Source organism: Parapedobacter sp. GCM10030251, assembly GCF_042666505.1.
GTDB lineage: Bacteria > Bacteroidota > Bacteroidia > Sphingobacteriales > Sphingobacteriaceae > Parapedobacter.
Genome location: NZ_JBHTDN010000009.1, coordinates 1 through 25,907 on the forward strand (window position 1 = coordinate 1; position 25,907 = coordinate 25,907).

The 25,907-nt window shown below is 46.2% G+C and carries 24 protein-coding genes, 4 tRNA genes and 1 pseudogene; 9 read left to right on the forward strand and 20 right to left on the reverse strand.

All coding sequences use genetic code 11. The features are described from left to right. The 3 genes and pseudogenes from ACFQRK_RS19415 to ACFQRK_RS19425 form a co-directional block, all read right to left on the reverse strand. Positions 1–220: pseudogene (locus ACFQRK_RS19415) on the reverse strand (hypothetical protein); the annotation flags it as partial. Between the two features lie 743 nt (positions 221–963). Next, positions 964–1,051: transfer RNA gene (locus ACFQRK_RS19420), tRNA-Ser, on the reverse strand. A 182-nt stretch (positions 1,052–1,233) separates the two neighbouring features. Next, positions 1,234–1,307: transfer RNA gene (locus ACFQRK_RS19425), tRNA-Arg, on the reverse strand. An 86-nt stretch (positions 1,308–1,393) separates the two neighbouring features. Here ACFQRK_RS19425 and ACFQRK_RS19430 point away from each other — a divergent pair. Beyond that, entirely contained in the window at positions 1,394–1,549 is a 156-nt protein-coding gene (locus ACFQRK_RS19430; RefSeq protein WP_379009687.1) for a DUF5670 family protein, read from the forward strand. A 1-nt stretch (position 1,550) separates the two neighbouring features. Here the strand turns inward: ACFQRK_RS19430 and ACFQRK_RS19435 are convergent, their stop codons facing one another. The 4 genes from ACFQRK_RS19435 to ACFQRK_RS19450 form a co-directional block, all read right to left on the reverse strand. Then, positions 1,551–1,859 carry a DUF3467 domain-containing protein gene (locus ACFQRK_RS19435; RefSeq protein WP_379009689.1) on the reverse strand — a complete coding sequence of 103 codons (309 nt, stop codon included), beginning with the start codon at positions 1,857–1,859 and terminating at the stop codon, positions 1,551–1,553. 29 nt (positions 1,860–1,888) lie between these two features. Continuing rightward, a complete protein-coding gene (locus ACFQRK_RS19440) occupies positions 1,889–3,004 on the reverse strand; it encodes a M42 family metallopeptidase (RefSeq protein ID WP_379009691.1) in 1,116 nt (371 codons plus the stop codon). A 188-nt stretch (positions 3,005–3,192) separates the two neighbouring features. Further along, a complete protein-coding gene (locus ACFQRK_RS19445; RefSeq protein WP_379009693.1) occupies positions 3,193–3,972 on the reverse strand; it encodes a TerC family protein in 780 nt (259 codons plus the stop codon). A gap of 43 nt (positions 3,973–4,015) precedes the next feature. Next, a complete protein-coding gene (locus ACFQRK_RS19450) occupies positions 4,016–5,167 on the reverse strand; it encodes an acyl-CoA dehydrogenase (RefSeq protein WP_379009694.1) in 1,152 nt (383 codons plus the stop codon). 186 nt (positions 5,168–5,353) lie between these two features. Here ACFQRK_RS19450 and ACFQRK_RS19455 point away from each other — a divergent pair, with 186 nt between their 5' ends. Further along, positions 5,354–6,286 (forward strand): DUF6263 family protein, encoded by a 933-nt coding sequence (locus tag ACFQRK_RS19455; RefSeq protein WP_379009696.1) that lies wholly within the window; start codon positions 5,354–5,356, stop codon positions 6,284–6,286. An 11-nt stretch (positions 6,287–6,297) separates the two neighbouring features. Here the strand turns inward: ACFQRK_RS19455 and ACFQRK_RS19460 are convergent, their stop codons facing one another. From ACFQRK_RS19460 to ACFQRK_RS19490, 7 genes are all read right to left on the reverse strand, one after another. Further along, positions 6,298–6,825 (reverse strand): adenine phosphoribosyltransferase, encoded by a 528-nt coding sequence (locus ACFQRK_RS19460; protein ID WP_379009697.1) that lies wholly within the window; start codon positions 6,823–6,825, stop codon positions 6,298–6,300. Beyond that, a complete protein-coding gene (locus ACFQRK_RS19465) occupies positions 6,818–7,768 on the reverse strand; it encodes a helix-hairpin-helix domain-containing protein (protein ID WP_379009699.1) in 951 nt (316 codons plus the stop codon). Before ACFQRK_RS19465 ends, ACFQRK_RS19460 begins: the two co-directional genes overlap by 8 nt. A 98-nt stretch (positions 7,769–7,866) precedes the next feature. Next, on the reverse strand, positions 7,867–8,214 hold the full coding sequence (gene hpf / locus ACFQRK_RS19470; RefSeq protein ID WP_379009700.1) for a ribosome hibernation-promoting factor, HPF/YfiA family: 348 nt from the start codon (positions 8,212–8,214) through the stop codon (positions 7,867–7,869). 14 nt (positions 8,215–8,228) lie between these two features. Next, a complete protein-coding gene (locus tag ACFQRK_RS19475; RefSeq protein WP_379009702.1) occupies positions 8,229–9,110 on the reverse strand; it encodes a tyrosine-type recombinase/integrase in 882 nt (293 codons plus the stop codon). 85 nt (positions 9,111–9,195) lie between these two features. Next, positions 9,196–9,387: a 30S ribosomal protein S21 gene (gene rpsU / locus ACFQRK_RS19480; RefSeq protein WP_379009703.1), complete on the reverse strand. Its 192-nt coding sequence runs from the start codon at positions 9,385–9,387 to the stop codon at positions 9,196–9,198. A gap of 69 nt (positions 9,388–9,456) precedes the next feature. After that, complete coding sequence (locus tag ACFQRK_RS19485; RefSeq protein ID WP_379009704.1) at positions 9,457–9,849, reverse strand: thermonuclease family protein; 393 nt, start codon at positions 9,847–9,849, stop codon at positions 9,457–9,459. Positions 9,850–10,047: 198 nt separating this feature from the next. Next, a tRNA-Ile gene (locus ACFQRK_RS19490) sits at positions 10,048–10,121 on the reverse strand. Between the two features lie 66 nt (positions 10,122–10,187). On the opposite strand from ACFQRK_RS19490, the gene ACFQRK_RS19495 reads away from it, so the two are divergent. Further along, a complete protein-coding gene (locus ACFQRK_RS19495; protein ID WP_379009706.1) occupies positions 10,188–10,826 on the forward strand; it encodes an HAD family hydrolase in 639 nt (212 codons plus the stop codon). Here the strand turns inward: ACFQRK_RS19495 and ACFQRK_RS19500 are convergent. Continuing rightward, on the reverse strand, positions 10,816–11,727 hold the full coding sequence (locus tag ACFQRK_RS19500; protein ID WP_379009707.1) for a diacylglycerol/lipid kinase family protein: 912 nt from the start codon (positions 11,725–11,727) through the stop codon (positions 10,816–10,818). The two genes, ACFQRK_RS19495 and ACFQRK_RS19500, sit on opposite strands and share 11 nt — an antisense overlap. Before the next feature lie 120 nt (positions 11,728–11,847). Here ACFQRK_RS19500 and surE point away from each other — a divergent pair, with 120 nt between their 5' ends. From surE to ACFQRK_RS19515, 3 genes are all read left to right on the forward strand, one after another. Beyond that, a complete protein-coding gene (surE, locus tag ACFQRK_RS19505; protein WP_379009709.1) occupies positions 11,848–12,585 on the forward strand; it encodes a 5'/3'-nucleotidase SurE in 738 nt (245 codons plus the stop codon). Between the two features lie 55 nt (positions 12,586–12,640). Next, positions 12,641–13,207, forward strand: coding sequence for a YqgE/AlgH family protein (locus ACFQRK_RS19510; protein WP_379009711.1), 567 nt, complete (start codon positions 12,641–12,643; stop codon positions 13,205–13,207). A 147-nt stretch (positions 13,208–13,354) separates the two neighbouring features. Next, the gene (locus ACFQRK_RS19515; RefSeq protein ID WP_379009712.1) at positions 13,355–14,797 is read left to right on the forward strand and encodes an alanine/glycine:cation symporter family protein; all 1,443 of its coding nucleotides are present in this window, start codon (positions 13,355–13,357) and stop codon (positions 14,795–14,797) included. A gap of 190 nt (positions 14,798–14,987) precedes the next feature. Here ACFQRK_RS19515 and ACFQRK_RS19520 read toward each other — a convergent pair. The 3 genes from ACFQRK_RS19520 to ACFQRK_RS19530 form a co-directional block, all read right to left on the reverse strand. Then, positions 14,988–15,061 (reverse strand) — tRNA-His (locus ACFQRK_RS19520). Between the two features lie 62 nt (positions 15,062–15,123). Next, positions 15,124–17,013, reverse strand: coding sequence for a molecular chaperone HtpG (gene htpG, locus ACFQRK_RS19525; protein WP_379009713.1), 1,890 nt, complete (start codon positions 17,011–17,013; stop codon positions 15,124–15,126). Between the two features lie 153 nt (positions 17,014–17,166). Further along, complete coding sequence (locus ACFQRK_RS19530; protein WP_379009716.1) at positions 17,167–17,745, reverse strand: hypothetical protein; 579 nt, start codon at positions 17,743–17,745, stop codon at positions 17,167–17,169. Positions 17,746–18,039: 294 nt separating this feature from the next. Between ACFQRK_RS19530 and ACFQRK_RS19535 the strand changes: the two genes are divergently transcribed. The 3 genes from ACFQRK_RS19535 to ACFQRK_RS19545 all read left to right on the forward strand — a co-directional run bounded on the left by ACFQRK_RS19535 (position 18,040) and on the right by ACFQRK_RS19545 (position 23,030). Continuing rightward, the gene (locus tag ACFQRK_RS19535; RefSeq protein WP_379009717.1) at positions 18,040–19,977 is read left to right on the forward strand and encodes a KUP/HAK/KT family potassium transporter; all 1,938 of its coding nucleotides are present in this window, start codon (positions 18,040–18,042) and stop codon (positions 19,975–19,977) included. A 241-nt stretch (positions 19,978–20,218) separates the two neighbouring features. After that, positions 20,219–22,459, forward strand: coding sequence for a glucosylglycerol-phosphate synthase (ggpS, locus tag ACFQRK_RS19540; RefSeq protein WP_379009718.1), 2,241 nt, complete (start codon positions 20,219–20,221; stop codon positions 22,457–22,459). Between the two features lie 88 nt (positions 22,460–22,547). Next, positions 22,548–23,030 (forward strand): YdeI/OmpD-associated family protein, encoded by a 483-nt coding sequence (locus ACFQRK_RS19545; protein WP_379009719.1) that lies wholly within the window; start codon positions 22,548–22,550, stop codon positions 23,028–23,030. Positions 23,031–23,176: 146 nt separating this feature from the next. Here the strand turns inward: ACFQRK_RS19545 and ACFQRK_RS19550 are convergent, their stop codons facing one another. After that, positions 23,177–24,208 (reverse strand): outer membrane beta-barrel protein, encoded by a 1,032-nt coding sequence (locus ACFQRK_RS19550; protein ID WP_379009722.1) that lies wholly within the window; start codon positions 24,206–24,208, stop codon positions 23,177–23,179. A 117-nt stretch (positions 24,209–24,325) separates the two neighbouring features. Continuing rightward, positions 24,326–25,663: an ammonium transporter gene (locus tag ACFQRK_RS19555; protein ID WP_379009723.1), complete on the reverse strand. Its 1,338-nt coding sequence runs from the start codon at positions 25,661–25,663 to the stop codon at positions 24,326–24,328. Positions 25,664–25,907 lie beyond the last annotated feature (244 nt).

A 25,907-nucleotide genomic window follows, 5' to 3' on the forward strand; every position in this document is an offset into this window, starting at 1 on the left:
ACAGCCAATAATTACCAGCTGCCTGGCCCGTAACCATCAGGACATAGGGCACCACGTAAAGCAGTAACATGAAGTATGTCTTTATCCACATGGTTGTATTTGCATAAGGTGAAAGCTGATTCTTTTCGAAATAAGCTGAGACTTTCTCCGTCACAGCTTCGTAGAAGCTTTTTGCGCCTTTGGGCGCGAAACGCACAATGGGTAGCTTTTCCGCCTTCATCTGAACAACATTATAATTTGCAGATCGGATTATTTGCCCATTAAAGAAAACAAGCTTGCAAAAGTATTGTTTAGCAAAAATCAATCGGACCGGATTTCTATTTTAATTAGGGCTTGTGCTGCTGAGATACGCGAAAAAGCATGTATGGGTGTAATCTTGTCGGGGTGATCCGGGCGATATACTCGCCTTGGTCTCATACACGGTTTTATTGACCAAGTAACGCGATTAACCTCGCTGTAACATCTGCAGGGTGGTCAAAATGGCTTCTTCTTCTGTTAATTGTCCATATGGCTGTTTGAATCTGTCTTCATCATGGTGGTATCTATCAGGTCTCTAATTATTCCATTGACAGCTTAAATCAAGATGTTCACCTTGAACACTTATAACGCAACTATTTGTTAGCTATGTCGTTGCGATGTTTAGCGAGAGCCTGAACTGACAGTTTGTAAGGTCTCGCTAGGGTCTCGCTTGAACAAGGAATTATTGAATGATCAGGAAGGCTTATAAAAGAAAAAACCCTATAAACGCGCTGTTTATAGGGTTTTGATATATTTCCTTGATAGGATGCGGAGAGTGGGGGATTACCTTCACCTCGTTTCGGTGATCCCTTGGAAGGGGAGCTGCTCAAGCAAATGAAGCCATTCGCTTCGCTCATTCCTTTTTCCGTTTATCGCGGCATCGCACAAGCAAGCTTGGCTTGCCTGCAAACGAAAAAACCCCGCTAAAGCGGGGCTTCATTTGCTTGGCGGAGAGTGAGGGATTCGAACCCCCGGTCCTGTTACAGACAACGGTTTTCAAGACCGCCGCATTCGACCACTCTGCCAACTCTCCGGCGCAAAAGTACAAACTCTACGATAGATTGCAAATTCAATTATACCTTTTTTTTCATTATCTACCGCTAAAATCGCCAACTGCGTGAAGGACACCGCGATAAATTGAACAGCAACAAATGAAGTATGAGTCGTGGAATGAAAAAACCTCCCGATCATTTATGACCGGAAGGTTCCAATTCGTACGCCAATCAGGATTCGAACCTGAGACCGACGGTTTAGAAAACCGTTGCTCTATCCAGCTGAGCTATTGGCGCTCCTGCAAATCGATGCAAAAATAGCTAAACTTGCCTGAATTGCAAAAACAATCCCTCCATTTTATGGTTACCTATTGAAAAACACCATGAGAAGTTTTCTATTTATTCTGGCATTAATCCTGCTTGTCATTTGGGGTATCGGTATTTTTTGGTATGCGCTAAAGGGCCTATTCAATATCTTAATTATTCTGGCCGCCATCGCATTCATCATGGCTATCTTCAGTAAGCCCAAAAGTACCTAACTCATGCCTGTGCGGTAGGCCCCCCGAAATTCATCGGAAACGGAGGTTCATCCTGTGCATTGATATTGCCGTTTACCGCTTCATATTTTGCGATATTATCGTCGAGAGCCCGTAACAACCGTTTTGCGTGCTCAGGCGTCAGAATAATTCTGGACTTCACCTTCGCTTTCGGAATGCCGGGCATCACCCGTATAAAATCGAGTACGAATTCCGTGTTGGAATGCGTGATGATCGCCAAGTTGGAGTAGACGCCCTCTGCGACATCCTCTGCCAGCTCAATGTTCAATTGATTTTCATTTTTTTCTGCCATCGTGTTTATATATTAGGGCGGTTATACGATTAGTTAGCGAACGATCTGAAATCCTGTCCCGATTTGATCGACAGTAAAGCCTCATAAATCAGCCGGATCACGTTATCCACATCCTCTTTGTGAATCATTTCTACGGTCGTGTGCATATAGCGCAATGGCAGGGAGATCAACACCGACGGAACCCCCTCATTGGAATAAGCAAATGCGTCAGTATCGGTCCCCGTCCATCGGGACGACGCCTGTCGCTGAAATGGAATTCCCTTTTTTATAGCCGTATCGACCAATAGTTTATTGAAGTTAATTTGTACGGACGGCGCATAAGAAACAACCGGCCCCTTGCCGCAAGCCAAATCGCCTTGTGTAACTTTATTGATCATCGGAGTTTGCGTATCGTGTGTTACGTCGGTTATAATCGCTAAGTCCGGTTTAATCCGCTGTGCAATCATTTCCGCTCCGCGCAGGCCAACTTCCTCTTGCACAGAATTCACAATATACAATCCAAAAGGCAGCTTCTTTTTGTTCTCCTTAAGCAGGCGAGCTACCTCAGCAATCATAAAACCCCCAGCTCGGTTGTCAAGGGCACGTCCCACGTAATAACGGTCATTCAACACCATAAACTGGTCTTCGTAGGTCACCACGCATCCTACATGAATCCCCAGGGCTTCTACCTCCTCTTTGCTGGTACAACCACAATCGAGGAAGATGTTTTTCAGGGTTGGGCTCTCTTCCTTTTCTCCCGATCGTGTGTGAATCGCTGGCCATCCGAACACCGCTTTGACAATGCCCTTTTCCGTATGAATATCTACCCGCTTGGAAGGCGCAATCTGATGGTCAGAGCCCCCGTTTCGGATTACATAAATCAGTCCATCTTTGGTAATGTAGTTTACAAACCATGATATTTCATCGGCATGGGCCTCGATCACCACTTTAAACTCCGCCTTGGGGTTGATGACAGCCACAGCGGTTCCATAGGCGTCGGTAAACGTTTCATCCACGTACGGGTTCAAATAGTCCAACCATAGACGTTGCCCCTCCCACTCAAAACCGGTGGGCGAAGGATTGTTAATATATTTTTCGAAAAAACGAAGGGACTTAGAAGTCACTATAGGAATATGTCGTTTTTCTTCTTTTTTTGCTTTAGCCATGTTAAATTTGAGTAAGTGGAAGTGAACGAATCAGTCGCCGACAAATTTAGGAAATAAATGAAGAAAGTCTTGTTCAAGTTACTCGTTAAACTCAACAACCGTTTATTACCAAAATATTCGGGGAAAGACCCTGCCACGCTGACAAAAAGCCAGCGGGCAATTTTGGGTTTCCGGTATTGGGCGCTCATTCATTCGCTTTGAGGCGGGCCAAGGTCAACCGGATCTGATCGCTTCTTTTTTGCTTTTAAGTTCAGAAACTCCACCAAAACCGAAAACGCCATTGCAAAGTAGATATACCCTTTGGGTATATGTTGTTCAAATGCCTCCGCGGTAAGCGATACCCCGATGAGTATCAGGAAAGCCAGTGCCAGCATTTTCACCGTAGGATGCTGATTTACAAAGCGGCTGATGGATTCTGCCGAGAGCATCATGATAGCCACAGCAATAATAACGGCCGCAATCATAACTTCGATGTGGTCTACCATACCCACGGCGGTAATAACCGAATCCAACGAGAATACGATATCCAAAATAATGATCTGGAAAATGACATTGGCAAAGGTAACAACCTTTCCTTTCAACTCATGACGGTGTTCCTCTCCCTCCAGCTTCGTGTGGATCTCGGAGGTAGCCTTGTAAATCAAAAACAAACCGCCTAATAACAGAATCAAATCCCTGCCGGAGAGAGTCAAATAGTGATTTACACTTTCGTTTTGGATACCCAGCCATTCGCCCAGTTTCAGGAAGGGTTCCGTCAATGACATGATCCATTTTACCGAGAACAATAAGCCGACCCGCATGATCAACGCGAGCAATAAGCCCAGTTGCCGGGCTTTCTTTTGTTGTTCCTGCGGGAGTTTGCCGCTTAAAATAGAGATGAAAACAATATTATCAATGCCCAATACAATCTCCAGTACAGTCAACGTGAGCAGTGAAATCCAAATTTCCGGGTTTAAAATCCATTCCATAATTTATCGATTCGATTCGCAAAGGTAATAATTTGTCAATAGGTTATTGTAGTACCTCTCGCGCAATCACCAGTTTCTGGATTTCGGAAGTCCCCTCGCCGATGGTACACAACTTGGCATCGCGGTAATACTTTTCGACCGGAAAATCTTTCGTATATCCATATCCTCCAAAAATCTGAACAGCCTCCGTCGCGCATCGTACAGCCATTTCCGACGCATAATACTTGGCCATTGCCGAATATTTAGTCACCTCTTTTCCGTTGTTCTTTAGCTCACACGCTTGTCTGATGAGTAGTTCGGCGGCCTCAATCTCGGTGGCCATATCTGCAAGTTTAAACGATATCCCCTGGAAATTAGCTATGGGTTGCCCAAACTGGTGCCGCTCCTTTGCATATTTAACCGCGGCTTCCAGCGCGCCCTTCGCGATACCCAATGCCAATGCAGCGATTGATATCCGGCCACCGTCCAACACATTCATAGCCTGTTTAAACCCTTCCCCTTCGGCACCAAGTAAGTTTTCACGGGGTACCCGGCAGTTATCAAAGATCAATTCCGTGGTCTCTGAAGCGCGCATACCCAATTTGTTTTCCTTTTTTCCATATGTGAATCCGGGGGTACCTTTTTCGATAACAAACGCCGAGACACCCCGGGATCGCCCGCTTTCGCCCGTCCGCGCCATTACCACGGCGACATCACAGCTCATTCCGTGCGTTATCCAATTCTTCGAACCATTCACCACGTAAACATCGCCGTCCAAAACGGCCGTACTCCTCATACGCAACGCATCTGAGCCGGTATTTGCCTCGGTGAGTGCCCAGGCACCAATCCATTCGGCGGAAGCTAATTTGGGTAGCCATTGCTGCTTCTGCCTCTCATTGCCAAACGTTAAGATATGTCCCGTACATAACGAGTTGTGTGCGGCCAATGATAGTCCGATACCGCCACATACTTTGGCCACTTCCGCAATGATGTCTACATATTCATGGTATCCCAATCCTGCACCGCCGTACGCCTCCGGCACCAACACGCCCATGATTCCCAATTGTCCCATCGTCTTGAAGGTATCAACCGGAAAAATCTGTGCCTCATCCCATGTCATGACGTGCGGTCGAACGTTTTTCTCTACGAATTCTTGTACCATCCGGCGTATAAGCTCCCGGTTTTCGTTGCCCATTAATAGTGATTCTGTGTGCATAATCCCTTGGTATTTATGCAATAATAACGAATGCCGCCCGAAAAGCAAACCAAAGAAAATACCGTATAATGCGGAACAATATAGTTTTGGGTATGATTTCTCAATTTCATTAAAAAAACATACAGCAAACCGGTATAAATTTTACATTTGATAGCAAACTTGGTAACACTTAAAGAAATGCAAATTATGAGGCACGCAAAAGTATTGGGGGTATTATCATTCCTGTTTTTCACGTACCACGGGGGGCAGGCAGATCAGCCCAACCTGAAAAGGACCACTTCCCGCGAACATCAGGAAATCCGGCTGAAGTTCAACCTAAAACCCGGTGATAAATATCTTTTTTCGTCTATCGTGAAACAGGATATCACGCAAGAAATGATGGGACAACAAATCGTAACCAAGCAAAACATGGCCTCTGATTATATCTATGACGTCCAAACGGTGGAGAATGGCATTACCACCATCAACGTTACATTCGGCGCCATCAAAATGGACACCGATGTTGCCAGCGGCATGCAACAATTACACTTTGACTCCGAAAATCCGGAGGCTGGCACAGGCGAACTGAAGACCCTAGCCAATTTAGTCGGTAAATCATTTTTGATGCGAATCAATGAAGAAGGAAATGTAAAAGAGATTGAAGGATTGGCCGAAATTATCGGATCAGTAGACGATCAACAAGCTGAAATATTGAAACAAAGTTTTGGGGATTCAACCATGATCCAGAACATGAACCAGATCACAAATATTTATCCGAACAAGACCGTAGGCAAGGGCGATACGTGGACCAAAAGCTTCTCCGGGTCCGTAGCCGGCATGTTGCATTCAACCGCGACATCCGAATTCACCCTCTCGGAAATAAATGGCGATTTAGCCATCGTTGCTGTCGACGGGCAATTGGTCTTCTCCAAACTGGAAAACGGTGGCAATCCATTACTTCAAGGCGCCGAACTCGATCTAAACGGCACCCAAAAAGGGATTTTAGAACTGGACATCGCATCCGGACTGCCGATAAAGACCGCATTAAAACAGGATATCAGCGGTAATCTCGAAATACAAGGGATGCAGATCCCAATGACCATTGTTTCCGACATTACCATTACCGGTAAAAAAATGTAGCGCTTCACGATTTAGTAATCAACCAAAGAAACGACCTGCTGGCTGTAATCGGCCAGCTTTTCTTTTCCCGCCAGAAAATCCAGGCTAATGATAAACGCATATCCGGCAATCGTGCCGCCCAATTTCTCGATCAGTTTGCTTGTAGCAATGACTGTACCGCCGGTTGCAAGCAAGTCGTCATGGACAAGTACGCGCGCCCCCGGTTCAAACGCATCTTCATGGATTTCAACAATTGCCTCTCCATACTCCAATGCATACGACTGAGCAACCGTACGGTAAGGCAATTTCCCCTGCTTCCGAATCGGTACAAAAGGTTTTCCAAGCCGTTGCGCTAACGACAATCCGAATAAAAAACCCCGGCTTTCGATTCCTGCCACCACATCAATGGCATCCGGCTGTAAGCGATCCAGAAATCCTTCTAAAATAGCATCGCACAACTGGGTGTTTTTCAGGATAGGAGTAATGTCTTTAAATACGATACCTGGTTTGGGAAAATCCGATACGTCCCGTATGACGTCTTTAAGTTGCTGGTCAATCATTAGATAGTGTTAAGTACGGCACAATTTTACGAAAAATCACGTCATCCATTATCGCTATTTGCCATAAATCAGACAGCGATCGATAGGGACCATGTTGTTTGCGGTATTGGACAATGGCATTAGCTAGCTTTGGAGTGATGAATGGATGATTTTTTAATTGTTCATAATCGGCTGAATTCAACCCTATCTTTTCAACACGGCTGCTATCCACATAAACGTACGGTTTTAGTCCGTTAAACCGCATAGTATCCATTCCGTAGACATCCATCAGTTGAGATACGTCGTAAAATCCTCCCAGACGGTCACGAAACCGCACGATACGGGAAGCATAGACAGGGCCGATACCTGGCAACCGTTGCAAGGCAAGCGAATCCGTCGCATTGAGTTCAATAGTTACTCGCGCCGATAGGTCCGCCGCCATCGACTTTTCCTCTGCATCCGCTGATGATGCATCTTTCGAAACTGTATTCAGGTTCGGTGCCGGTTCAGTTACAGGGATACGAATATAAGGCTCCAACCGAATGTAATCTCTGTCGTGCAGAGAATAAATTTTTTTCAGGTCTTCTTTTTTTTGAAATCGCCCACCTTTAGCTTCATAATTCTTAATCACTCGTATCTGCCTTTCCGAGAGGCCCAACCGCTTCCAATCGATTACCGACAGCCCATTTGGATCAAAGATAAAATATTCCACATCATACGCCATTTGAGGTTGTTCCGAGGGCTCTAGATCGCTCTTAACCGTCGATTGCTGTCGCTCACTCGCTGTAGCCAAAAAGCGCTCAATGTCTTCAATGTGATGGGCCATATCGACCGCATCCTCACGGACCCCCCAATTTAAAATATTCAAAATCAACCACGAAACAAAAAGCAGCCCCCCCAACATACAGATGCCATTTAATTCTCGGCGGCTAAATGCAAAGTATCTTTCAAACCATTTGTACATGATTGTCTTCGGGTTTTGGCACCCAAAGATAGCAAACAATTCAAAAAAAACCGGCAGTCGTTTGAGACTGCCGGTAAGTATGAGATATTGAAATGAGACTACGCGAGGCGCTCATCTACCAATGAAAGCAATTCTTTATGATTACTAGCTCTGGCACGTGTTTTAGTCTTATGCTTATTGATTTGTCTCCGCAGGGATTCGACCGCAATATCTGTAGCCTCCTCAAAGGATTTCGCCTGCGCCTTGGCAAACAATTGGCTACCTGGTATATTCAGTTTAAATTCCGTGATTTTATTCGCTTCATCTTCCACATTTTCCAGTTTCAGGTAGCACTCGCCATCGATGATCTGGTCAAAAAACTGGTCAAGTTTGTTCACTTTCTTTTGGATGAATTGGATTAATTTTTTGTCCGCATCAAACCGGATCGATTGCACGATGATATTCATAGATTCCTCCTTTTTTAAGCCTTTGGATGGGCCTGTTTATAAACTGATTTAAGTCGCTCGACTGAATTGTGTGTATAGACCTGTGTTGCTGCAAGTCCCGCATGCCCTAACAATTCTTTGATTGCATTCAAATCCGCGCCATTGTCAAGCAGGGCGGTCGCGAATGTATGCCTCAATACATGAGGGCTTTTCTTTTGCTGCGAGGAAATTGCACCAAGATAATGTTTTACAATGTCATAGATCAATTTGGGATATGCTTCTCTCCCTTCTTTAGTAACGATCAAACACGTTGAATTGTTATTAAATGGTTGTATTTTTTTTTCCTGAATGTAATGTTGGAGTTGTTTTATTAGCGTTTGGTTCAACGGAACAAGTCTCTCCCTGTTCCGTTTTCCGAAAATACGGACATATCGGTTATAGAAATCGATATGCTCAATCCGGATTTGCAATAACTCCGACAATCGGATACCCGTTCCAAACAGCAATTCCATGACGGTCTTATCACGAATTCCTTCAAATGTATCCGGAAAAACACCTTCCATATCCAATAGCGACGAAAGCTTGTCTTTGTCTACCACCACAGGGAGCTTCTTGGGGGTCTTCAGAGCCTTGACTAAGGCGAATGGGTTTTGGGATGCGCCGCCTTCACGCAATAAGAATTTGTAATACGTGCGGAGGGCGGAAAGGCTCCGGTTGATGCTTATCGGGCTTTGACCTTCTTCAAGCAATACCGCTAGATACGATCTCGCTTCGCGGTGTGTTACCTTACCCGCCTCGATATTACGCTCGATCAGATAGTTAACGAACCGCTGAATCTCGTGACGATAAGCTGTCAGCGTGTGGCGGGAATAGCGCTTTTCGTGCTGAATAAAATTTACAAAACGCTCTATAAACATCGAAAACTACCTTTATATTCTACACGTTGAATATACAGATAGTTTTCAGATGTTGCAAATAAATTGCAATCTATTCTTTGAATCCTTAAATCGTATCTTGATTGAGGCTTTGCTTATAAATAGCCTTCTTAATTTGCGTACGACGGGTAACGGATTTCTTCTCATAAGCCTGACGGGCGCGCAATTCTCGTAGCACTCCGGTTTTCTCGAATTTCTTCTTGAAGCGCTTCAATGCCCTGTCTAACGATTCACCTTCTTTTACATTTACAATAATCATATCCTGTTATACCTCCTTTCGTACGAAATTGGATCGCAAAGGTAATTATTTTTTTTGAACCTACAAATTCTACTGTCTTTTCCCTTTCCGCCAGTTCCATGGAGGAACCGCCTTCCCTTCTCCCCACAGGCCATCGCCGCTGTCCCTTGCATTTAATTCTTTAGCTGCCCAAAAAGGATTATTATCGTAAGCTTTGTAATGCCAAGCCAAGCCAGCCTCCAAAAGCCGTTCATTCAAATTAATGGTATCCGAGATATACACGATCCCCACAATCCTGCCATATCGGTCCACGTCCATTTCCTTCACTTTGATTGTGCCTGTAGAAAGTAGTTCTTTCGTGAACGAGGTCGCCTGCCTGTTAAAGGGTTGACCACGCTCTGGGCAATCCACACCATGAAGTCTGATCCGACGTTGTGTCTTTCCTATGAGCAATGTAAACGTATCTCCATCGGCCACATGCACAACCTCGCCGGAGAGGTAGTAGGATGCACAGGATTCGGCGAAAAAGCAGAAGGATCAACAACCGGTATACCATAGCGCGAACGTATAGAAAATGGGCCGACCGTGCTTACGTGCGTTACTTCCCATGCCCGAAGTGATCGAAAAGCTTTAGATATAAATAAAAAAAGTCCTTCTGTAAGAAAGGACTTTCATTTTAAGTGCGCCCACCTGGGCTCGAACCAGGGACCAAAAGATTATGAGTCTTCTACTCTAACCAACTGAGCTATAGGCGCAGCAAAAATCCCTATTGTTTTGCGGCTGCAAATTTACATCTTTGCGCATACATTCTGAAATTTTTTATGCAAAATATTGAGAACATCATCCTCGATTACGGCAATGTGCTGTTTGACATTGACTTTTCCAGGTTGCGTCAGGCGTTCGTCGATCTAGGGGTACCCGACGTTGACACTTTTTATGGACACCGGGCGCAACATGCGTTATTTGATGCATTCGATAAAGGGCTTATCACTGCGGCGCAATTCCGCGATGAAATTCGTAAGGCCACGGGTAACTCATCGCTGAACGACGAAACAATCGACTCGGCATGGAACAGTCTCTTGATTGGGGTAAGAGCCGGCCACCACGAGTTGTTGCATCAACTGAAAAGACATTACCGTACGTTTTTGCTAAGTAACAATAACGAGATCCATTACACATGGATCATCGATTATCTCAACCGCGAATTTGGCCTCAAGGACAATACGGAGTTTTTCGAAAAGGACTATTATTCCCATTTATTGCGAATGCGGAAGCCAGATCCGGAAATTTTCGAATTTGTATTGGATACCCATTCGCTCCAACCCGAACAGACCCTGTTCGTCGATGACAGTCCCCAACACATTGAAACCGCGCTTCGACTGGGACTGCAAGCTCATCTGCTGGCACCCGGCGAGTCATTGCCTGTTCTGTTGGAAAAATTGGGACTCATCAGACAATAACGTCTACAATACCTGGCCGGATTTCCACCCGAACAAGTTGGGCTTTTTTCAGACTGACTAATTCATCGTCAACGTGCAACAACCGGTTATCACAGCGCATCGTTAGCGAGTGATTCACCTCGACCAGTTGCCAGGGAACCTTCTGACGCCTGGGCCGTGGGTGGTGCAGGTGACGAAGATAGTCGATAAAGGCTTCCCGATCGGCCTCTTTCAATAACGCTACGTGGAACTTCCCGTCGGCAGGGTCGGCTTTCGGGGCAAGGATAACATTAGGTCCTACCGATTGGATATTTAACACTTCCACCAGCAAGTAACTGCCTTCGTACCGTGTGTCATCGATTGTTAATATTCCGTGCTTGGGCTCGTATTGTTGCGCTATTTCGATCAATTTATCCAGCGCAAGCGTCAACTCTTCGTCCGCGGTTTTAACTCCCGAAAGATCGACCGTTTTCATTTCTTTGATCAGTCTTGGCAGCAGGCCATACCCCATGCCCTCCAAAAAAAATTTGACATCGGGCAGATTACCGATGGCCCCGATATCAATTTTTCTAACCTGCCATCCCGTAATAGCACGCTTCAATCCTGAAAGCGTCATCGGAATCCCGAGCGTTTTCGCAAAATTATTCGCCGTGCCGGCCGGCAGCAATGCGATGGTCAACTGTTTATCCAGTATCCTGCGCCTCAACAACCGTTTCAAAACCTGTCTCACCGTGCCGTCACCACCCGCAATAACCACCAACATTGTCTTATTCTTTAGGCGGTCCCATCCTTTTATCTTTGTCGAGGCATACCTGCAACTAAACCCACAGGATGCAATTGTCTCAATCAGGTCTTCTTTCATGTGGTCGCCATCTCCTGCTTTGGGATTATGCAACAATTGGGCGTATTTAACGTCTTGCATGCGTGGTATGTATTGCTGAATGATGCATACTTCTCCAAACAAAAAATCCGGAACACTTGTTTTAGAATCACAACGGTTTACTTTGCGTCCTCGTGGATGCACTTTTTAATACACCTACGTATGCGGATTTTAGTTACTAACGACGACGGTATTTACAGCCCTGGAATTGGTTCGTTAGCGAGAATTGCCTCGCAATTTGGAGAGGTTGTAGTGGTCGCGCCCGATGTGGAACAATCGTCTATGGGCCATGCTGTTACCCACTCCAGACCCCTATCTTATAAAAAGTCACCGATTGATTTTCCCGGCATCGAGGCCTATCGGGTTAACGGCACGCCGGCCGATTGTGTAGCACTCGGCACCCACCTGCGTAACAACATCCAGGTCGTACTCTCAGGCATTAATATGGGGCCGAATTTAGGAAATTCGATGTGGCATTCCGGCACGTTGGCCGCCGCCAAGCAAGCTGTACTTCTGGGAAAAAAGGGAATTGCCTTGAGTACCCCTGCCGGAAACTCCGAACCTGATTTTGTTGCGCTGGCTCCATATGTCGAAAAGACATTGAAACTTTTGCTACGCGACCCTAACGAAATCGGACTTTATAACGTGAATTATCCCCCACAGCCATCGGGCATATGCTGGACAAGACAGTCGATGCGCTTTTATGACGGCAAAATTGTACCGGGAAAGGATCCCATGGATCGAAAACACTACTGGTTTACGGTGATTCCACTCGAACCAGCAGAAAAGGGAACCGACCGCTGGGCAGTAGAAAACGGTTATGTATCGGTCACCCCCCTGCGCCTCGACTTAACCGACGAAAAAAAACTGAGCAGCTTGATTGAGACGGAGAAGTGGTAAAGATCGGCCCGATGAAAAATTTTCAGTACATTTACAGTACGTAACGAGACATATCATGTTTAACAAAAATATCCCCCAAATCGCAAGCTTACTTATATCGGAACCCTTCATGTTGGATCCGAATTTCCAACGAGCCGTTATATTGTTATGCGAACACCATGCGGAAGACGGGACCGTAGGGTACGTTCTCAACCAACCTGCGATGTTGCAACTTAAAGACGTCGTAGACGATGTCCCAGAAGCCGATTTTCCGCTGTTCTTCGGTGGCCCCGTTGCACAGGAAAGCATTCATTTTATACATAAGTGCTATGATCGGCTGCATAGCGGCGTAGGTCTCGGCAACGGCATCTATTGGGGAGGTAATTTCGAAAGCCTAAAAATCCTCATCCAAAATGGAGACATTGCACGTGACGAAATTAAATTTTTTATTGGGTATTCAGGATGGAGCCCTGGCCAATTGGAAAGTGAGCTCAATGAAAACACGTGGGTAATCAGCAACCATTACAATCCGGATATTACTTTCGGCAACGACGGAGAAAATCTCTGGAAAGAGGCGATTGTGTCTTTGGGTCCCAAATATGCGCATGTTGCCAACTTTCCACAAAATCCGATGTGGAATTAATTGCGTAAAGCTGGATATACCGCATCTCCTGAACATCCGCATGCGCTTTGTGCGTTCATCACAAAAATGTGACCGGAATCGAAATTACCTGCCCGTCGATCATTAATTCCTATCTTAGCGGCCTACATCAAATTGAATCGGACACATATGGAAGAAATGATCAACGCCATCAACAACATCATTTGGAGCAACGCACTCATCGTTCTTTGCCTGGCAACCGGTATATATTTCTCATTTGCTACCGGCTTTTTGCAGGTCCGCTATTTGAAAGATATGGTAAAACTGCTCTTCGGAAGCACGGGTTCCAAAACCGGAGTATCATCATTCCAAGCATTTGCGATGGCGCTCTCCGGTCGTATCGGGACCGGAAATATCGCCGGTGTGGCCACAGCCATCGCCATGGGTGGTCCCGGAGCCGTATTTTGGATGTGGCTTATCGCCTTTTTGGGCAGCGCCTCCGCATATGTGGAGGCCACACTGGGACAGCTATATAAAGAGGTAAAGGACGGGCAGTACCGCGGAGGGCCGGCGTTTTACATCGAAAAAGGACTCGGCATAAAATGGTACGCCGCCGTATTTGCTGTGGCCACCATATTAAGTACAGCCGTATTTTTACCTGGGGTCCAAAGTAACAGCATAGCACTGAGCAGTTATAATGCCTTTTCTATACCTGTTGAATATACAGGAATCGGACTGGTCGTTTTATTGGGACTCATTATCGTCGGTGGCGTTAAGCGTATCGCTAAAGTAGCCGAAGTGATCGTTCCGTTTATGGCTGGTGGCTATATTTTGTTGGCTCTTATAATTATCTCTTTTCATTTTGACCAAATACCAAACGTAATTTTGTTGATTTTCAAATCAGCATTCAATTTTGAACCCGCTTTCGCCGGAGTTATCGGCATGGCGATCGCCTGGGGGGTGAAACGAGGCATTTATTCCAACGAGGCCGGTCAGGGTACTGCACCACACGCTGCAGCTGCGGCGGAAGTAAACCACCCCGCTAAACAAGGACTGGTTCAAGCATTTTCTGTCTATGTAGATACGTTATTTGTCTGTACGGCCACCGCATTCATGATTCTATTTACTGGAAAATACAATGTGCAGCATCCAGATGGTGGCTATATCGTGGAAAACATTCCAGGCACCGAAATCGGTCCGGCGTATACCCAACAGGCCATCGCCGAACATTTTCCAGCCATCGGTGGGCCGGCCGTCGCTATTTCACTGCTGTTCTTCGCATTTACCACCATCATGGCTTACTATTATATGGCAGAAACCAATTTGAGTTACCTGGATAAACAAGGGCGCCATAAATGGGCGATTTGGATATTACGCTTGCTGATTCTCGCCGCAACCTATTATGGAACCGTAAAGACAGCCGCTGCCGCATGGACATTGGGCGACATTGGTGTAGGCCTTATGGCGTGGCTCAATCTGATCGCGATTCTTTTGCTTCGCAAGCCCGCACTAAAGGCACTGGAAGATTATCGAAAACAGAAAAAGGCAGGGCAAGACCCGGTATTCCAAGCTGACGAACTAAAGATTGATGGGATCGAGTACTGGAAAAGCGATGAATCCAAAACTGACTAAACGAACAACCATACTTTATTTTACGTATAAATTCTTCCATTTGTCAAACCAACAAATTCCCGTGGATGTTTTAAGCAATTTCGGAATAGTTTTTTTGCTAGATAATCATTTCGGCACCTTTCTGCAAAATCGGCTTGTTAAGGTTATAAAAAAAGCACCTACGACGTCGTAGGTGCTTTCCAAGTTTCCGGGTGGATAATCGGGCTCGAACCGACGACCCCTAGAACCACAATCTAGTGCTCTAACCAACTGAGCTATACCCACCGTGTTATTGGACTGCAAAAATAGCAATTAAACAACAATCCAACAACAAAATTTAAAAAAACTCAACCGATTAAACTCACGCTCCTTTTTACGAAATTCGTAAGTTCATTTCCGGTCAGTAACCCGCGCGAAAGCAGCGCCAAATCAAATGCCTGTTTAGCCAGTTGTTGCCGTTCTTCGTCATCTTCTCCGGAAAGGATACGTTTAATCAATGGGTGGTTGCCATTAACGGTGACCTTGTAATTATCCGGCATAGAGCCATAAAAACTCATTCCACCTCCTGTCTGTGCCATATCTTTCATGCGGCGCATAAATTCGTCGATAGTCACCGTAACAGGCAGTTCGTTTTCGCTGAGCGCTTCAACATGCACTTTCATATGGTCCCGGCTAATCGCTTTCTCGAAGAGCTCGACTGCCTTTTTGCTTTCTTCCTCAGTGAGATTTAACGTCTTAGCCTCTTCCTTTTGGATAAGCTTATCAATCACATCGGCGTCTACGCGCTTGAGCTGCGTTTTTTCTGCCTTCTGCTCGATATATGCTACAAAGTGACTGTCTATAGGCGAATCCATGACCAGCACGTCGTAGCCCCTGTCTTTAGCTGTGGTGATATAGCCGTCCTGCTGCGCCGTATCATTTGTGTAGAGGTACACAACATTGCCGTCTTTGTCTTGCTGGATATCTTTTACCTTCTCCGCATATTCCTTAAGCGTATAAATCTCGTTATCGGTATTTTTCACCAGGCAGTACTCGTTTGCTTTTTCAGCAAATTTGTCGTTACTGAGCATACCGTATTTGACAAACAGGGCGATATCGGGCCATTTTTCCTCAAATCCCTTCCGATCCGATTTAAATATTTCGGCCAATTTATCGGCGACTTTCTTGGTGATGTGAGCATTGATTTTTTTAACATTGCTGTCAGCTTGCAGAAAACTCCGCGATACGTTGAGTGGAATATCAGGCGAGTCAATGACACCGTGAAGTAACATCAGGAACTCGGGAACGATGTCCTTTACTTCGTCGGTGATAAATACCTGGCGCGAATACAGCTTTATTTTGTTCTTCTGTATTTCAAAGTTCTCCTTGAGCTTCGGGAAATACAAAATACCCGTTAAGTTAAAGGGGTAATCCACATTCAAGTGAATCCAGAACAACGGTTCATCCAATGAATAAGGGTATAGCTCCCGGTAAAACGCCAGATAGTCCTCATCCTTTAACTCTGATGGGGCTTTGGTCCAGGCTGGCTGTGTGTTGTTGATGATATTATCGACCTCGACCGACTTATAGTTAGTTTTGCCATCTGCATCTTCTCCATCGGGTTCACTCGTGGTGCGTGTACCGAAACGGATGGGAACCGGCAGAAATTTACCATATTTATCAAGGATTTCCTGCAACCTGCCCTTGTTTAAAAATTCTTCCGAGTCGGCATTGACATGCAGAATCACATCCGTACCCCGTGTCGTCCGATTGCCCTCCGTTATTTCGTACGATGTACTGCCATCACACACCCAACGGGTTGGCTCAGCGCCTTCTTGGTAAGATAGAGTCTGAATTTCCACCTGATCAGCGACCATAAATGCAGAATAAAAGCCTAAACCAAAGCGACCGATGATCTCGTTCGCGTCTTTTGCTTCCTTGAATTTTTCCACAAACTCGGTCGCCCCGGAAAACGCAATCTGGTTGATGTACTTTTTTACCTCCTGGGCGGTCATTCCGATCCCCCGATCGGATATTGTTATTGTCTTGGCTTTTTCGTCATAAGCTACGTCAATGGTCACATCCCCCACTTCACCCGTATATTGACCCAATGAAGCCAACCTTTTCAATTTCTGTGTTGCATCCACTGCGTTCGACACCAACTCACGCAGGAAGATTTCATTGTCGGAATATAAAAATTTCTTAATTACCGGAAATATATTCTCGGTATGGATGGATATGTTGCCCTTTTCGTTCATAGATTAATTATTATGCGTAAATTAACTAAAGACTTGCCGTCGGCTCTAAAACAATTTGTGTTCCATTTCGAGATTACGTCAGGATGACAGGACAATCTGACAAAAAAAGGGTGCTTGTCAAGCACCCTTTCGATCGTGTTTATCTAGATACGGTTATTCCATACCGGTAGTGATTACCCGGGGTTTGCGCGCAGTTTCCAACTGTGCGAGCACTTGATCGGCCATTTCATTAATGGCCTCATAAGCGTAATTCTTTTGCTTTTTCCAGACCTGCGCATTCACTTTGCTCATCTGCTTTTCCAGCGGAATGGGTGAAGCAGTCGCTTTGACACGCTTACCGTAGCGGTCGTTGCGGAAGGGTTGATAGGTAAGGTCGGTAAACCAATAAGTGAGCTCTCCCCCTTTATCTTCCATTACGAAGGTGTAATGTACATCACCTGCCACGTAATTGCCGATACCCGCATGCTTTTTCATGGGAACACGTCCCCTGCTTTCCAAACGGGTCGTTCCCTTCAATTCGGTGTCATCGCCTTTCGATGCCAAAAAGGTATTCAACTGAGCTTGGATATCGGAAAAACTTACACCGCTTGGCAGTGTCTCCGAATCGTATACCACAAATTTACCACGCTGATCTACGGAAAATTGACCAGCATCGCGCCCTACGTCATCTTTTAGCGGGTTACCATGACCGATGGCCATTCCCGCCACAAACATTACAACTAAATTAACCATAACTCCTCCAACTTAATAAGGTTAAACCATTCTTTCTATTCACCCGGAGTGTCCTCCCAAGACATTCCGGACAGCCATAAAAATAGCAAAATGATGCCAAATTCGCCAATTTTTCCACTGATTTTTTTTTCCATCAATTAACTCCTAAGTTTGCCTCGCGGTTTGTCGCATAACCTGCTTACCTTTCATTGCCGTCGCAAAGGGAGTAAAAGACAGTTGCGCGCGGCAGCCAGGCATATAACTGTAAAGCATCCATACATTCCATGATGCAAACAGGTAACGGATAATTATCGAATGAAAGCTCATTCAAAACAGCCGCTGACCTTAGCGGGATTAATGGTGGCACTGGGGATTATCTTCGGAGATATTGGCACGTCGCCCCTCTATGTCTTTAAGGCCATCATCGGACAGGATGCGGTAGACCGCGATTTGGTGTATGGGGGATTGTCCTGTATTTTTTGGACACTCACGTTGCAAACCACCTTAAAATATGTCATCATCACGCTCCGTGCAGACAACAAAGGTGAGGGAGGAATCCTTTCCCTTTATTCATTGGTACGAAAACACGGCAAGTGGGTAGTATTTCCTGCCATGCTGGGCGGGGCCTCCTTGCTTGCCGATGGTATGATTACACCAGCCATTACCATTTCCTCTGCCATAGAGGGCCTTGATATTTTCTATCCGCATTTGCAAACCGTGCCGATTGTCCTATTCATCGTATTGGTGTTGTTTCTGCTGCAGCGTTTTGGCACTGCTGTGGTTGGAAGGCTTTTCGGCCCCATCATGTTTGTCTGGTTTTCGATGATGGCAGTGATCGGCGTGGGACATATTGTGGATGTCCCGCAGATATTCTGGGCGCTTAGCCCACATTATGCGGTGGTAACCCTCATCCAGCATCCGGACGCCCTATTGATTATCGGCGCCGTCTTCCTCTGTACTACCGGTGCGGAGGCCTTGTATTCCGATCTGGGTCATTGTGGGTTGCAGAACATCCGCGTCTCTTGGATATTCGTGAAAGCCTGCCTGCTGCTTTGCTATTTTGGGCAAGGCGCATGGCTGCTGGAGCATGAGGGCATCCCGCTCAATGGCGGAAATCCATTTTTCATGGGCATGCCGGGTTGGTTTCTGCCCTTTGGCATTTCCATTGCCACAGTGGCAGCTATCATCGCCAGCCAGGCGATGATTTCCGGCGCATTTACGCTCGTCTCCGAAGCTGTACGTCTCAATCTTTGGCCGAAAGTGAAGATCATTCACCCGAATATGCTGAAAGGGCAATTATACGTACCCTCAGCTAACTGGATATTATTGATAGGCTGTGTATTCATCATCCTCATTTTCCAGGAATCCGCCCGCATGGAAGCAGCCTACGGACTGGCCATAAACATCAGTTTTCTGGTAACCACCGTGTTGATGACGGTTTATTTACGAAACCGGCATATCCCGCTGTACCTATGCGCCGCATTCCTACTCTTTTACCTGTTCATTGAGTCAGTATTTTTCATTGGCAATGCCACTAAGTTCTCGCACGGCGGGTGGCTTACCTTGCTCATCACCGGACTGCTCTTCACCGTGATGCTCTGTTGGTGGTGGGCACGAAAAATCAAGAACCGGTTTACGCGCTTTGTTGAAGTGGCTGATTACTACGAACTGCTCGGCCAGCTCGCAACGGACCAATCGGTACCGCTTTATGCGTCACAACTCGTATACTTGACCAGCGCGAACTTCGAATCGGAGATTGAAGAAAAAATCATCTATTCGATCCTGCGCAAGAAACCCAAACGTGCGGATATTTACTGGCTGGTGCATGTCGATGTGACGGACCATCCTTATACCGGCGAATACAAGGTTAACCAACTCATCCCCGGTAAGCTGATACGTATTGACTTCCGCCTTGGATTCCGCGACGAGCAACGCATCAGTCTGCTATTCCGCAAAGTAGTGGAAGACCTTGTCAAAAACGGAGAAGTCAGCATTAAGAGCAACTATGATACGCTCCGAAAACATGATATCGATGGCGACTTTCGCTTTATCGTGCTGGAAAAGGTGATTATGAAAACCAACACCTTGAAATTCATGGAACGCATTGTCCTGGATATATACAGCTTTCTGCGGAAATTCAGTTTATCCGAAGAGCGCGGGTTCGGATTGGATTCAAGTTTTGTTACCGTCGAACGGGTACCGCTGATCTTAGATTCCACGCCGCTGGCGATCAACCTGAAACGCATCACTTAGGACCATCGGCCGTACTCCTGTTTTCAGGGTTGGGGAAAAATTGTTATATTTGCCCACCAACGAAGCTTTCACCAAAGCTTTCTTAATCTGAAAACCCTTTTGCATCAGCATCACTGAACATCGAATAAAGGGGCAGGTATTGGGTCACCTGCAAAAACATTAATCTCCCGTTTTTAGTTTGATCGGCACCTGTGGTCTTCTCGCTGGGCGCCGTATGGTATGAACTCACAAAGAAACAACGATGTTATTAGCTACAGACCTCGACGGAACATTTCTCGGCGGCACCGCAGAAAAAAGACAAACCCTCTATCAACTAATCCGGAACCACCCGGATATCGACCTGGTATTCGTGACAGGACGGGGGATCGAAACGGTGCTTCCGTTATTGCATGACCCACTGGTACCTACCCCGGATTACATCATTGCCGATGTAGGGGCAACGGTCGTAGACGGCACGACATTACTCCCCGTTACCCCTCTTCAATCCGGGATCGAGCGTAAATGGCCCGGGCAATTTGCCATCCGGGAGAAACTGGCTACGGTACAAGGACTAACGCCTCAAGAAGTACCCCAGCAACGACGCTGTTCATTCTATTACGACGAACACACCGACATTGAAGAAGTCGAACGGCTTGCTTCTGCCCTTCATTGCGATGTGCTGACATCCGCTGGCAAATACCTCGACATCCTGCCCAAAGCTGTCAACAAAGGCACAACCTTGTCTCAACTGATGGTACATTTAGGTATTCCGGAGGCTGATGTGTTGGTTGCCGGCGACACCTACAACGACTACGCGTTATTTGAAACGGGATATCACGGCGTCGCTGTAGGCAAGTCGGAGCCCCGGTTACTGGCTGCCGTCGAGCAATGGCCCAACGTGTATGCAGCGACCGAGCCCGGCGCCGGCGGAATTCTGGAAGCCATGGCGCATTTCGAAGCCTTCCGGAATTATAGCAGCGATCACCAAGAGCCGGCCACAAAAACAGCAGACAGCAAGCAGTTGCTGATGGTATACCACCGGCTTCCATTTGACATTGAGGTCAAAGATGGCCACCCCCAGCGCATTCCTCCACGCAGTCCCAACGGAATTATCCCTTCCCTGCTAGGCTTTTTTTCCAACGGCAGACCGGGTATATGGGTTGGTGAGGAAGCAATGGGATTGCTGGGCGACGACCCAGTATTGAATCCGCACATTGATAGCGAACAATACCCAAATCTCCGGGCTTCCATCATCCCGCTGCCGAAAAAGGACATCGATCTGTTCTATCGCGTATTTTCAAAAGAAGCCTTCTGGCCGACCATTTTCTCCTTTATCAACAAAGCCAAATTTGACCATAGCCATTGGGAACATTACCTCCGCATCAACGAACTGTTTGCCAATCGTGTGGCCGATGAAGCCGAACCCAACGCATTGGTTTGGATACACGAATATAACCTTTGGATGGTTCCGGCATTTCTACGGCAACGGCGTCCCGACCTGAAAATCGGCTTTTTCCATCATACGGCATTCCCCCCAGCCGACATCTTCAACATCATCCCATGGCGACGAGACATTATCGGCAGCCTGCTACAATGTGATTTCATCAGTTTCCACATCCCGCGATACGTCGAAAACTTCGTCGATGTGGTCAAAAGCCATGCACCGGTAAACGTATTACGCCGCGTCAATGCCGCCAAACAGTTTCTTACCTACAGCTGTGCACTCGGCATAGACAAAATGACCAAGCTCATTGAGGTAGGCGACCGCACCATCCGATTGGGCGCACAGCCGGTCGGGGTGAACATGCAAAACATACAACAGATCCTCGATCAGCAGAAAACCCAGTCTCGCATCGAACTGCTACGCAAGCGAACCCAGGGAAAGCGTATTGTTTTATCCGTAGAGCGTCTGGATTATGTAAAAGGGCCGCTGGAAAAAATCGAAGCATTCGGTGAGTTTCTCGACGAGCATCCGGAGTATCACGGTCGGGTTGAGCTGATCAACATTTGTACGCCGCCTTCCCAGGGGATGAAAATTTACGATCGTATACAACACGAACTTGAACAAGCCGTAGGCAGAATCAACGGACGGTATTCCACGCTAGAGTGGACCCCTATTCGGTTCTTCTTCCGATCCGTCCCGTTTGAAGAAGTCGTTTCTTATTATGCGGTCTCCGACGTTGCCTGGATCACCCCGCTTCGTGACGGACTTAACCTGGTGGCCAAGGAATACATCGCCGTGCAAGGGCTGCAGGAACAACCATTCGGTGCGCTGGTAATCTCCGAATTCGCCGGAGCGTCCGTGGAGCTGCCCTATGCCATACGGACGAATCCCTACGATAGCCAAGACCTTAAAGACAGCCTGCTTTCTGCGCTAGGCCTCGACGCGTCCGAACGGTCTCTCCGGATTAAGCGCATGTTTGAAATTGTCAAACATTACGATGTACAGCGATGGGGTCAGGACTTTCTGGAAGGGCTCAAAAAAGCAACCCAGAAATCGTGAACCCTTGCAAGTCCGTGAAAATACCCGAAGGGGAATATCGGAATTCAAATCAAATTTTATAAATTGGTATCCTGGTTAGAAAAATACGATGCCCAGTTTCACCGCTCCATTGGAAATCATCGGAATCAATCCATTCGTACCCGTACCCGACAACGTATTGCATTCGCTTTTGTCTGCAGCCGGAAAAAATAAGGGCCCGATCCCCATTAAAGGCACCATCAACGGTGTTGCGTTTCGGCAGACGCTGGTTAGGTATCGAGGGGCCTGGCGACTGTATGTAAATACGACCATGCTCAAAAATTCACCGAAACGCATTGGAGAGATCGTTCAATTGGTTGTTTTTGTTGATTCGGGCGACCGTTCCATCCATCCACACCCCAAATTACTCCATGCGCTGGAACAAAATAAGCAAGCAAAACAAAAATTTGACTCTTTAGCCCCCTCTCTGCAAAAGGAAATTATTCGCTATATCTCGTTCCTAAAAACCGAAACCAGCGTCGACCGTAATGTCGCCAAAGCCATCGACTTTTTACTGGGAAAAGGGTCGTTTGTCGGACGGAAAACCCCGTGAAGACCAGCAATTCAGCGGTTGCCTCACCGATACTGAGAGACAACCGCTGATGACGTTCATTCGGAAATCATTTATCCACAAGCGGCGTCACGGGCCTGCTTATCGGCGCTAACACCGTTGGAGTCATATGGTTCAGATTTCAGGTCTTAGAATGCATACACCAGTGCCAAAGAAAACTGTGATGCACTTTTGGTAGGATCCATTTCCTTGTTTTTGAAGAACACTTCCTCCGAATTGTTATCAAAACGGAATTCAGGAATGACCGTAAGCGGACCTGCTTTTACATTCGCAGACAACGTCAACCCCAAAACCGAGTTCCCTTCAACCAGGTCATCGCCACTACCGATATCTTTTGTCTTAAAATACTCGCCCCGCAAACCAAGAGCAAATGCATCTGTGAATCCGTATTGCGCATACAAAGCACCACCCTGATAGCCTCCCGCATCTTCACCTTCTGCGGTGAAGTCAGCAGCGTTCAAACCCAACTTGAACGCTTTAGTAACCTGATAAGAGGTTGTTAAATCAAAAATCATCCCCGTCTCATGTCCATCCAAAAAATTGATATAGGCGTCCCAGCCTTCCACCGGCGAAAGACGCAACTGGGCTCCAATATCGGACACTCCATTAAAATCGTGGTAGACATTCCAGTCGTTAAATAAACCGATCATTAGGCCTACTTTGTCGGAAAAATCATACTGAGCCTTAATGCCTGCATTTTGAAACGGACCAGCCGAAAACAGGTAAGAAGTGGAATAATTGAAGTTTCCGGTCGGAGAAATGATCTCATAACCGACGAAAGTGCCCATAAAACCCGCCGTCATCGAAAATTTCTCGGTAAAGGCATAACTCATGTAGAGGTTTTGGATATTGAACGTGTTGCCATCTCCCCCATTAAGCAAAGACTGGTATTGCCCTCGCGGCCCGAAAGATACGTCGCCTACAAATGAGGCTTTACCGACGGTCTTACCCAGAATGACATTTACCATGCCCAAGGAAACTGAATTCTGCTCGTTGGCAAATGAAGTAGGGATGTTACTCAATCCATCTTCGTTTCTATAGCCGGAAAAATCATATTTATAGTAGGCATCCACAGACCCGGAGATCGTTAACGATTCGTCTTGTGAAAACCCACTGAATGCCGATAACAGGGCTATCGCCGCGATAAAATTTTTTTTCATATTTGTAGTAATTTTTGCTTGCTTTCTTAAGCATAGTTTCCAGGCCATCTTAAGAAGCGGTGAATACTTGGGATTTTGGCGGATAACCTAAGGTTATCCGCTCAGAATCCATTATGACTAGTCTTCCATTAAAATAGTATAACCACGTACACCGTGTTCATGGCTATCCAATCCGTGTTTTTCCATTTCGGCGCTGACACGCAATCCAATAGTAGCCTTAAGAATACCGAAAATGACGAAAGCGCCAAGCGCAGCGGCTGCCCCGCACGCTAATACGCCATAGAGTTGCGGCATGAACGAAGCTCCTTCGCCAAAAATTCCAGTAGCCAAAGTTCCCCAGATACCACAAACCAAGTGCACCGAAACAGCTCCTACACAATCATCTAATTTCAATTTATCTAGCAACATCACTGAAAACACTACCAGAATGCCGGCAATTCCCCCGATAATCAATGCCTCAAGCGGAGTAATAATATCAGCACCCGCGGTAATTCCGACTAATCCTGCCAGTATACCATTCAACACCATCCCGAAATCAATTCGCTTCATGGCAATCATGCTAGTGAAATGTCCACCGATGGCTCCCCCACAAGCACCCAGTGCGGTAGTCGTCAATACCAAAGATACCAGTCCGGGATTAGCAGAGAGTACCGATCCACCATTGAAACCGAACCAACCTAGCCATAATAGAAATACACCGATGGTAGCCAAGGGAACGGAATGCCCGGCGATTTCACTGGTTTTTCCGTTATCATACTTGCCAATGCGCGGTCCCAACAGCCAGATACCCACCAAAGCACCCCAACCGCCAACGGAGTGCACTAGAGTCGAGCCTGCAAAATCTACAAAACCAAGTTCATCCAAAAAGCCGCCGCCCCATTTCCAACTACCGATAATGGGATATACCGTACCGACAAAAATCAAGGTGAAAGTTAGGTAGGCGCTCAGTTTGATTCGCTCGGCCACCGCGCCAGATACAATGGTGGCTGCCGTTGCCGCGAACATGGCTTGGTAAATGAAATCCGTCCAAAAAGTATATCCTCCATCTGCGTAACCAGCACTCACATCAGCTTCGCTTGGGTTAAACCAAATAATATCCCAACTTTCTTTGCTGAAACCCAGAAACCCATTGAACTCCCCCGGATACATAAGGGCGAATCCAACAAGGGCGTAGGTGACGATACCGAGCACCGGGGTCAATGTATTCTTAAACAAGATATTGACCGTGTTTTTTGATTGGGTAAACCCCGCTTCGACACTGGCAAAGCCTAAATGCATGATAAATACCAACGATGCGGCAAGCATCATCCAGATATTGTTTGCAGTCAACAGCACATCCGTCACGGATGGACCTTCCGCAGCTACCTCCTGCGTCATCACAGACAACAGCGGGAAAGCCATACCTGCACTGAACATTTCAGTCAAGCAGGAAAGATTTAACGTAAATAACTCCATAATTTAAAAAAATAGTTAGAAACAGGGTTAAAGTTTTGAATTAACATAAACATTGGCACAAATATGTACAAATATTTCATTAAATCAATTTTTTCGTTGATATATTTTTAAAAATAACAATAAATTTTGATAAAAACCCAACGAACTCATGTTATAATTAAACATTTAATATAATTTTTATTCAAAACAGACAAAGTATACACGAAAAACCATCCATTGAAATCGAATATAACCGAAAATTAAC

Excerpts from the sequence above, each read along its gene's own strand:
- ACFQRK_RS19435 (WP_379009689.1), bottom strand. The coding sequence starts at position 1,859 with ATGGCAGAAAAAAATGAAAATCAATTGAACATTGAGCTGGCAGAGGAT.
- ACFQRK_RS19465 (WP_379009699.1), bottom strand. The coding sequence starts at position 7,768 with ATGTACAAATGGTTTGAAAGATACTTTGCATTTAGCCGCCGAGAATTA.
- htpG (WP_379009713.1), bottom strand. The coding sequence starts at position 17,013 with ATGAACGAAAAGGGCAACATATCCATCCATACCGAGAATATATTTCCG.
- ACFQRK_RS19500 (WP_379009707.1), bottom strand. The coding sequence starts at position 11,727 with ATGCAAGACGTTAAATACGCCCAATTGTTGCATAATCCCAAAGCAGGA.
- ACFQRK_RS19530 (WP_379009716.1), bottom strand. The coding sequence starts at position 17,745 with ATGGTTAATTTAGTTGTAATGTTTGTGGCGGGAATGGCCATCGGTCAT.
- ACFQRK_RS19445 (WP_379009693.1), bottom strand. The coding sequence starts at position 3,972 with ATGGAATGGATTTTAAACCCGGAAATTTGGATTTCACTGCTCACGTTG.
- ACFQRK_RS19545 (WP_379009719.1), top strand. The coding sequence starts at position 22,548 with ATGCCCAGTTTCACCGCTCCATTGGAAATCATCGGAATCAATCCATTC.
- ACFQRK_RS19495 (WP_379009706.1), top strand. The coding sequence starts at position 10,188 with ATGCAAAATATTGAGAACATCATCCTCGATTACGGCAATGTGCTGTTT.
- ACFQRK_RS19510 (WP_379009711.1), top strand. The coding sequence starts at position 12,641 with ATGTTTAACAAAAATATCCCCCAAATCGCAAGCTTACTTATATCGGAA.
- ACFQRK_RS19535 (WP_379009717.1), top strand. The coding sequence starts at position 18,040 with ATGAAAGCTCATTCAAAACAGCCGCTGACCTTAGCGGGATTAATGGTG.
- surE (WP_379009709.1), top strand. The coding sequence starts at position 11,848 with ATGCGGATTTTAGTTACTAACGACGACGGTATTTACAGCCCTGGAATT.
- ACFQRK_RS19430 (WP_379009687.1), top strand. The coding sequence starts at position 1,394 with ATGAGAAGTTTTCTATTTATTCTGGCATTAATCCTGCTTGTCATTTGG.
- ACFQRK_RS19550 (WP_379009722.1), bottom strand. The coding sequence starts at position 24,208 with ATGAAAAAAAATTTTATCGCGGCGATAGCCCTGTTATCGGCATTCAGT.
- rpsU (WP_379009703.1), bottom strand. The coding sequence starts at position 9,387 with ATGATTATTGTAAATGTAAAAGAAGGTGAATCGTTAGACAGGGCATTG.
- ggpS (WP_379009718.1), top strand. The coding sequence starts at position 20,219 with ATGTTATTAGCTACAGACCTCGACGGAACATTTCTCGGCGGCACCGCA.
- ACFQRK_RS19555 (WP_379009723.1), bottom strand. The coding sequence starts at position 25,663 with ATGGAGTTATTTACGTTAAATCTTTCCTGCTTGACTGAAATGTTCAGT.
- ACFQRK_RS19455 (WP_379009696.1), top strand. The coding sequence starts at position 5,354 with ATGAGGCACGCAAAAGTATTGGGGGTATTATCATTCCTGTTTTTCACG.
- ACFQRK_RS19515 (WP_379009712.1), top strand. The coding sequence starts at position 13,355 with ATGGAAGAAATGATCAACGCCATCAACAACATCATTTGGAGCAACGCA.
- ACFQRK_RS19460 (WP_379009697.1), bottom strand. The coding sequence starts at position 6,825 with ATGATTGACCAGCAACTTAAAGACGTCATACGGGACGTATCGGATTTT.
- hpf (WP_379009700.1), bottom strand. The coding sequence starts at position 8,214 with ATGAATATCATCGTGCAATCGATCCGGTTTGATGCGGACAAAAAATTA.
- ACFQRK_RS19450 (WP_379009694.1), bottom strand. The coding sequence starts at position 5,167 with ATGCACACAGAATCACTATTAATGGGCAACGAAAACCGGGAGCTTATA.
- ACFQRK_RS19475 (WP_379009702.1), bottom strand. The coding sequence starts at position 9,110 with ATGTTTATAGAGCGTTTTGTAAATTTTATTCAGCACGAAAAGCGCTAT.
- ACFQRK_RS19440 (WP_379009691.1), bottom strand. The coding sequence starts at position 3,004 with ATGGCTAAAGCAAAAAAAGAAGAAAAACGACATATTCCTATAGTGACT.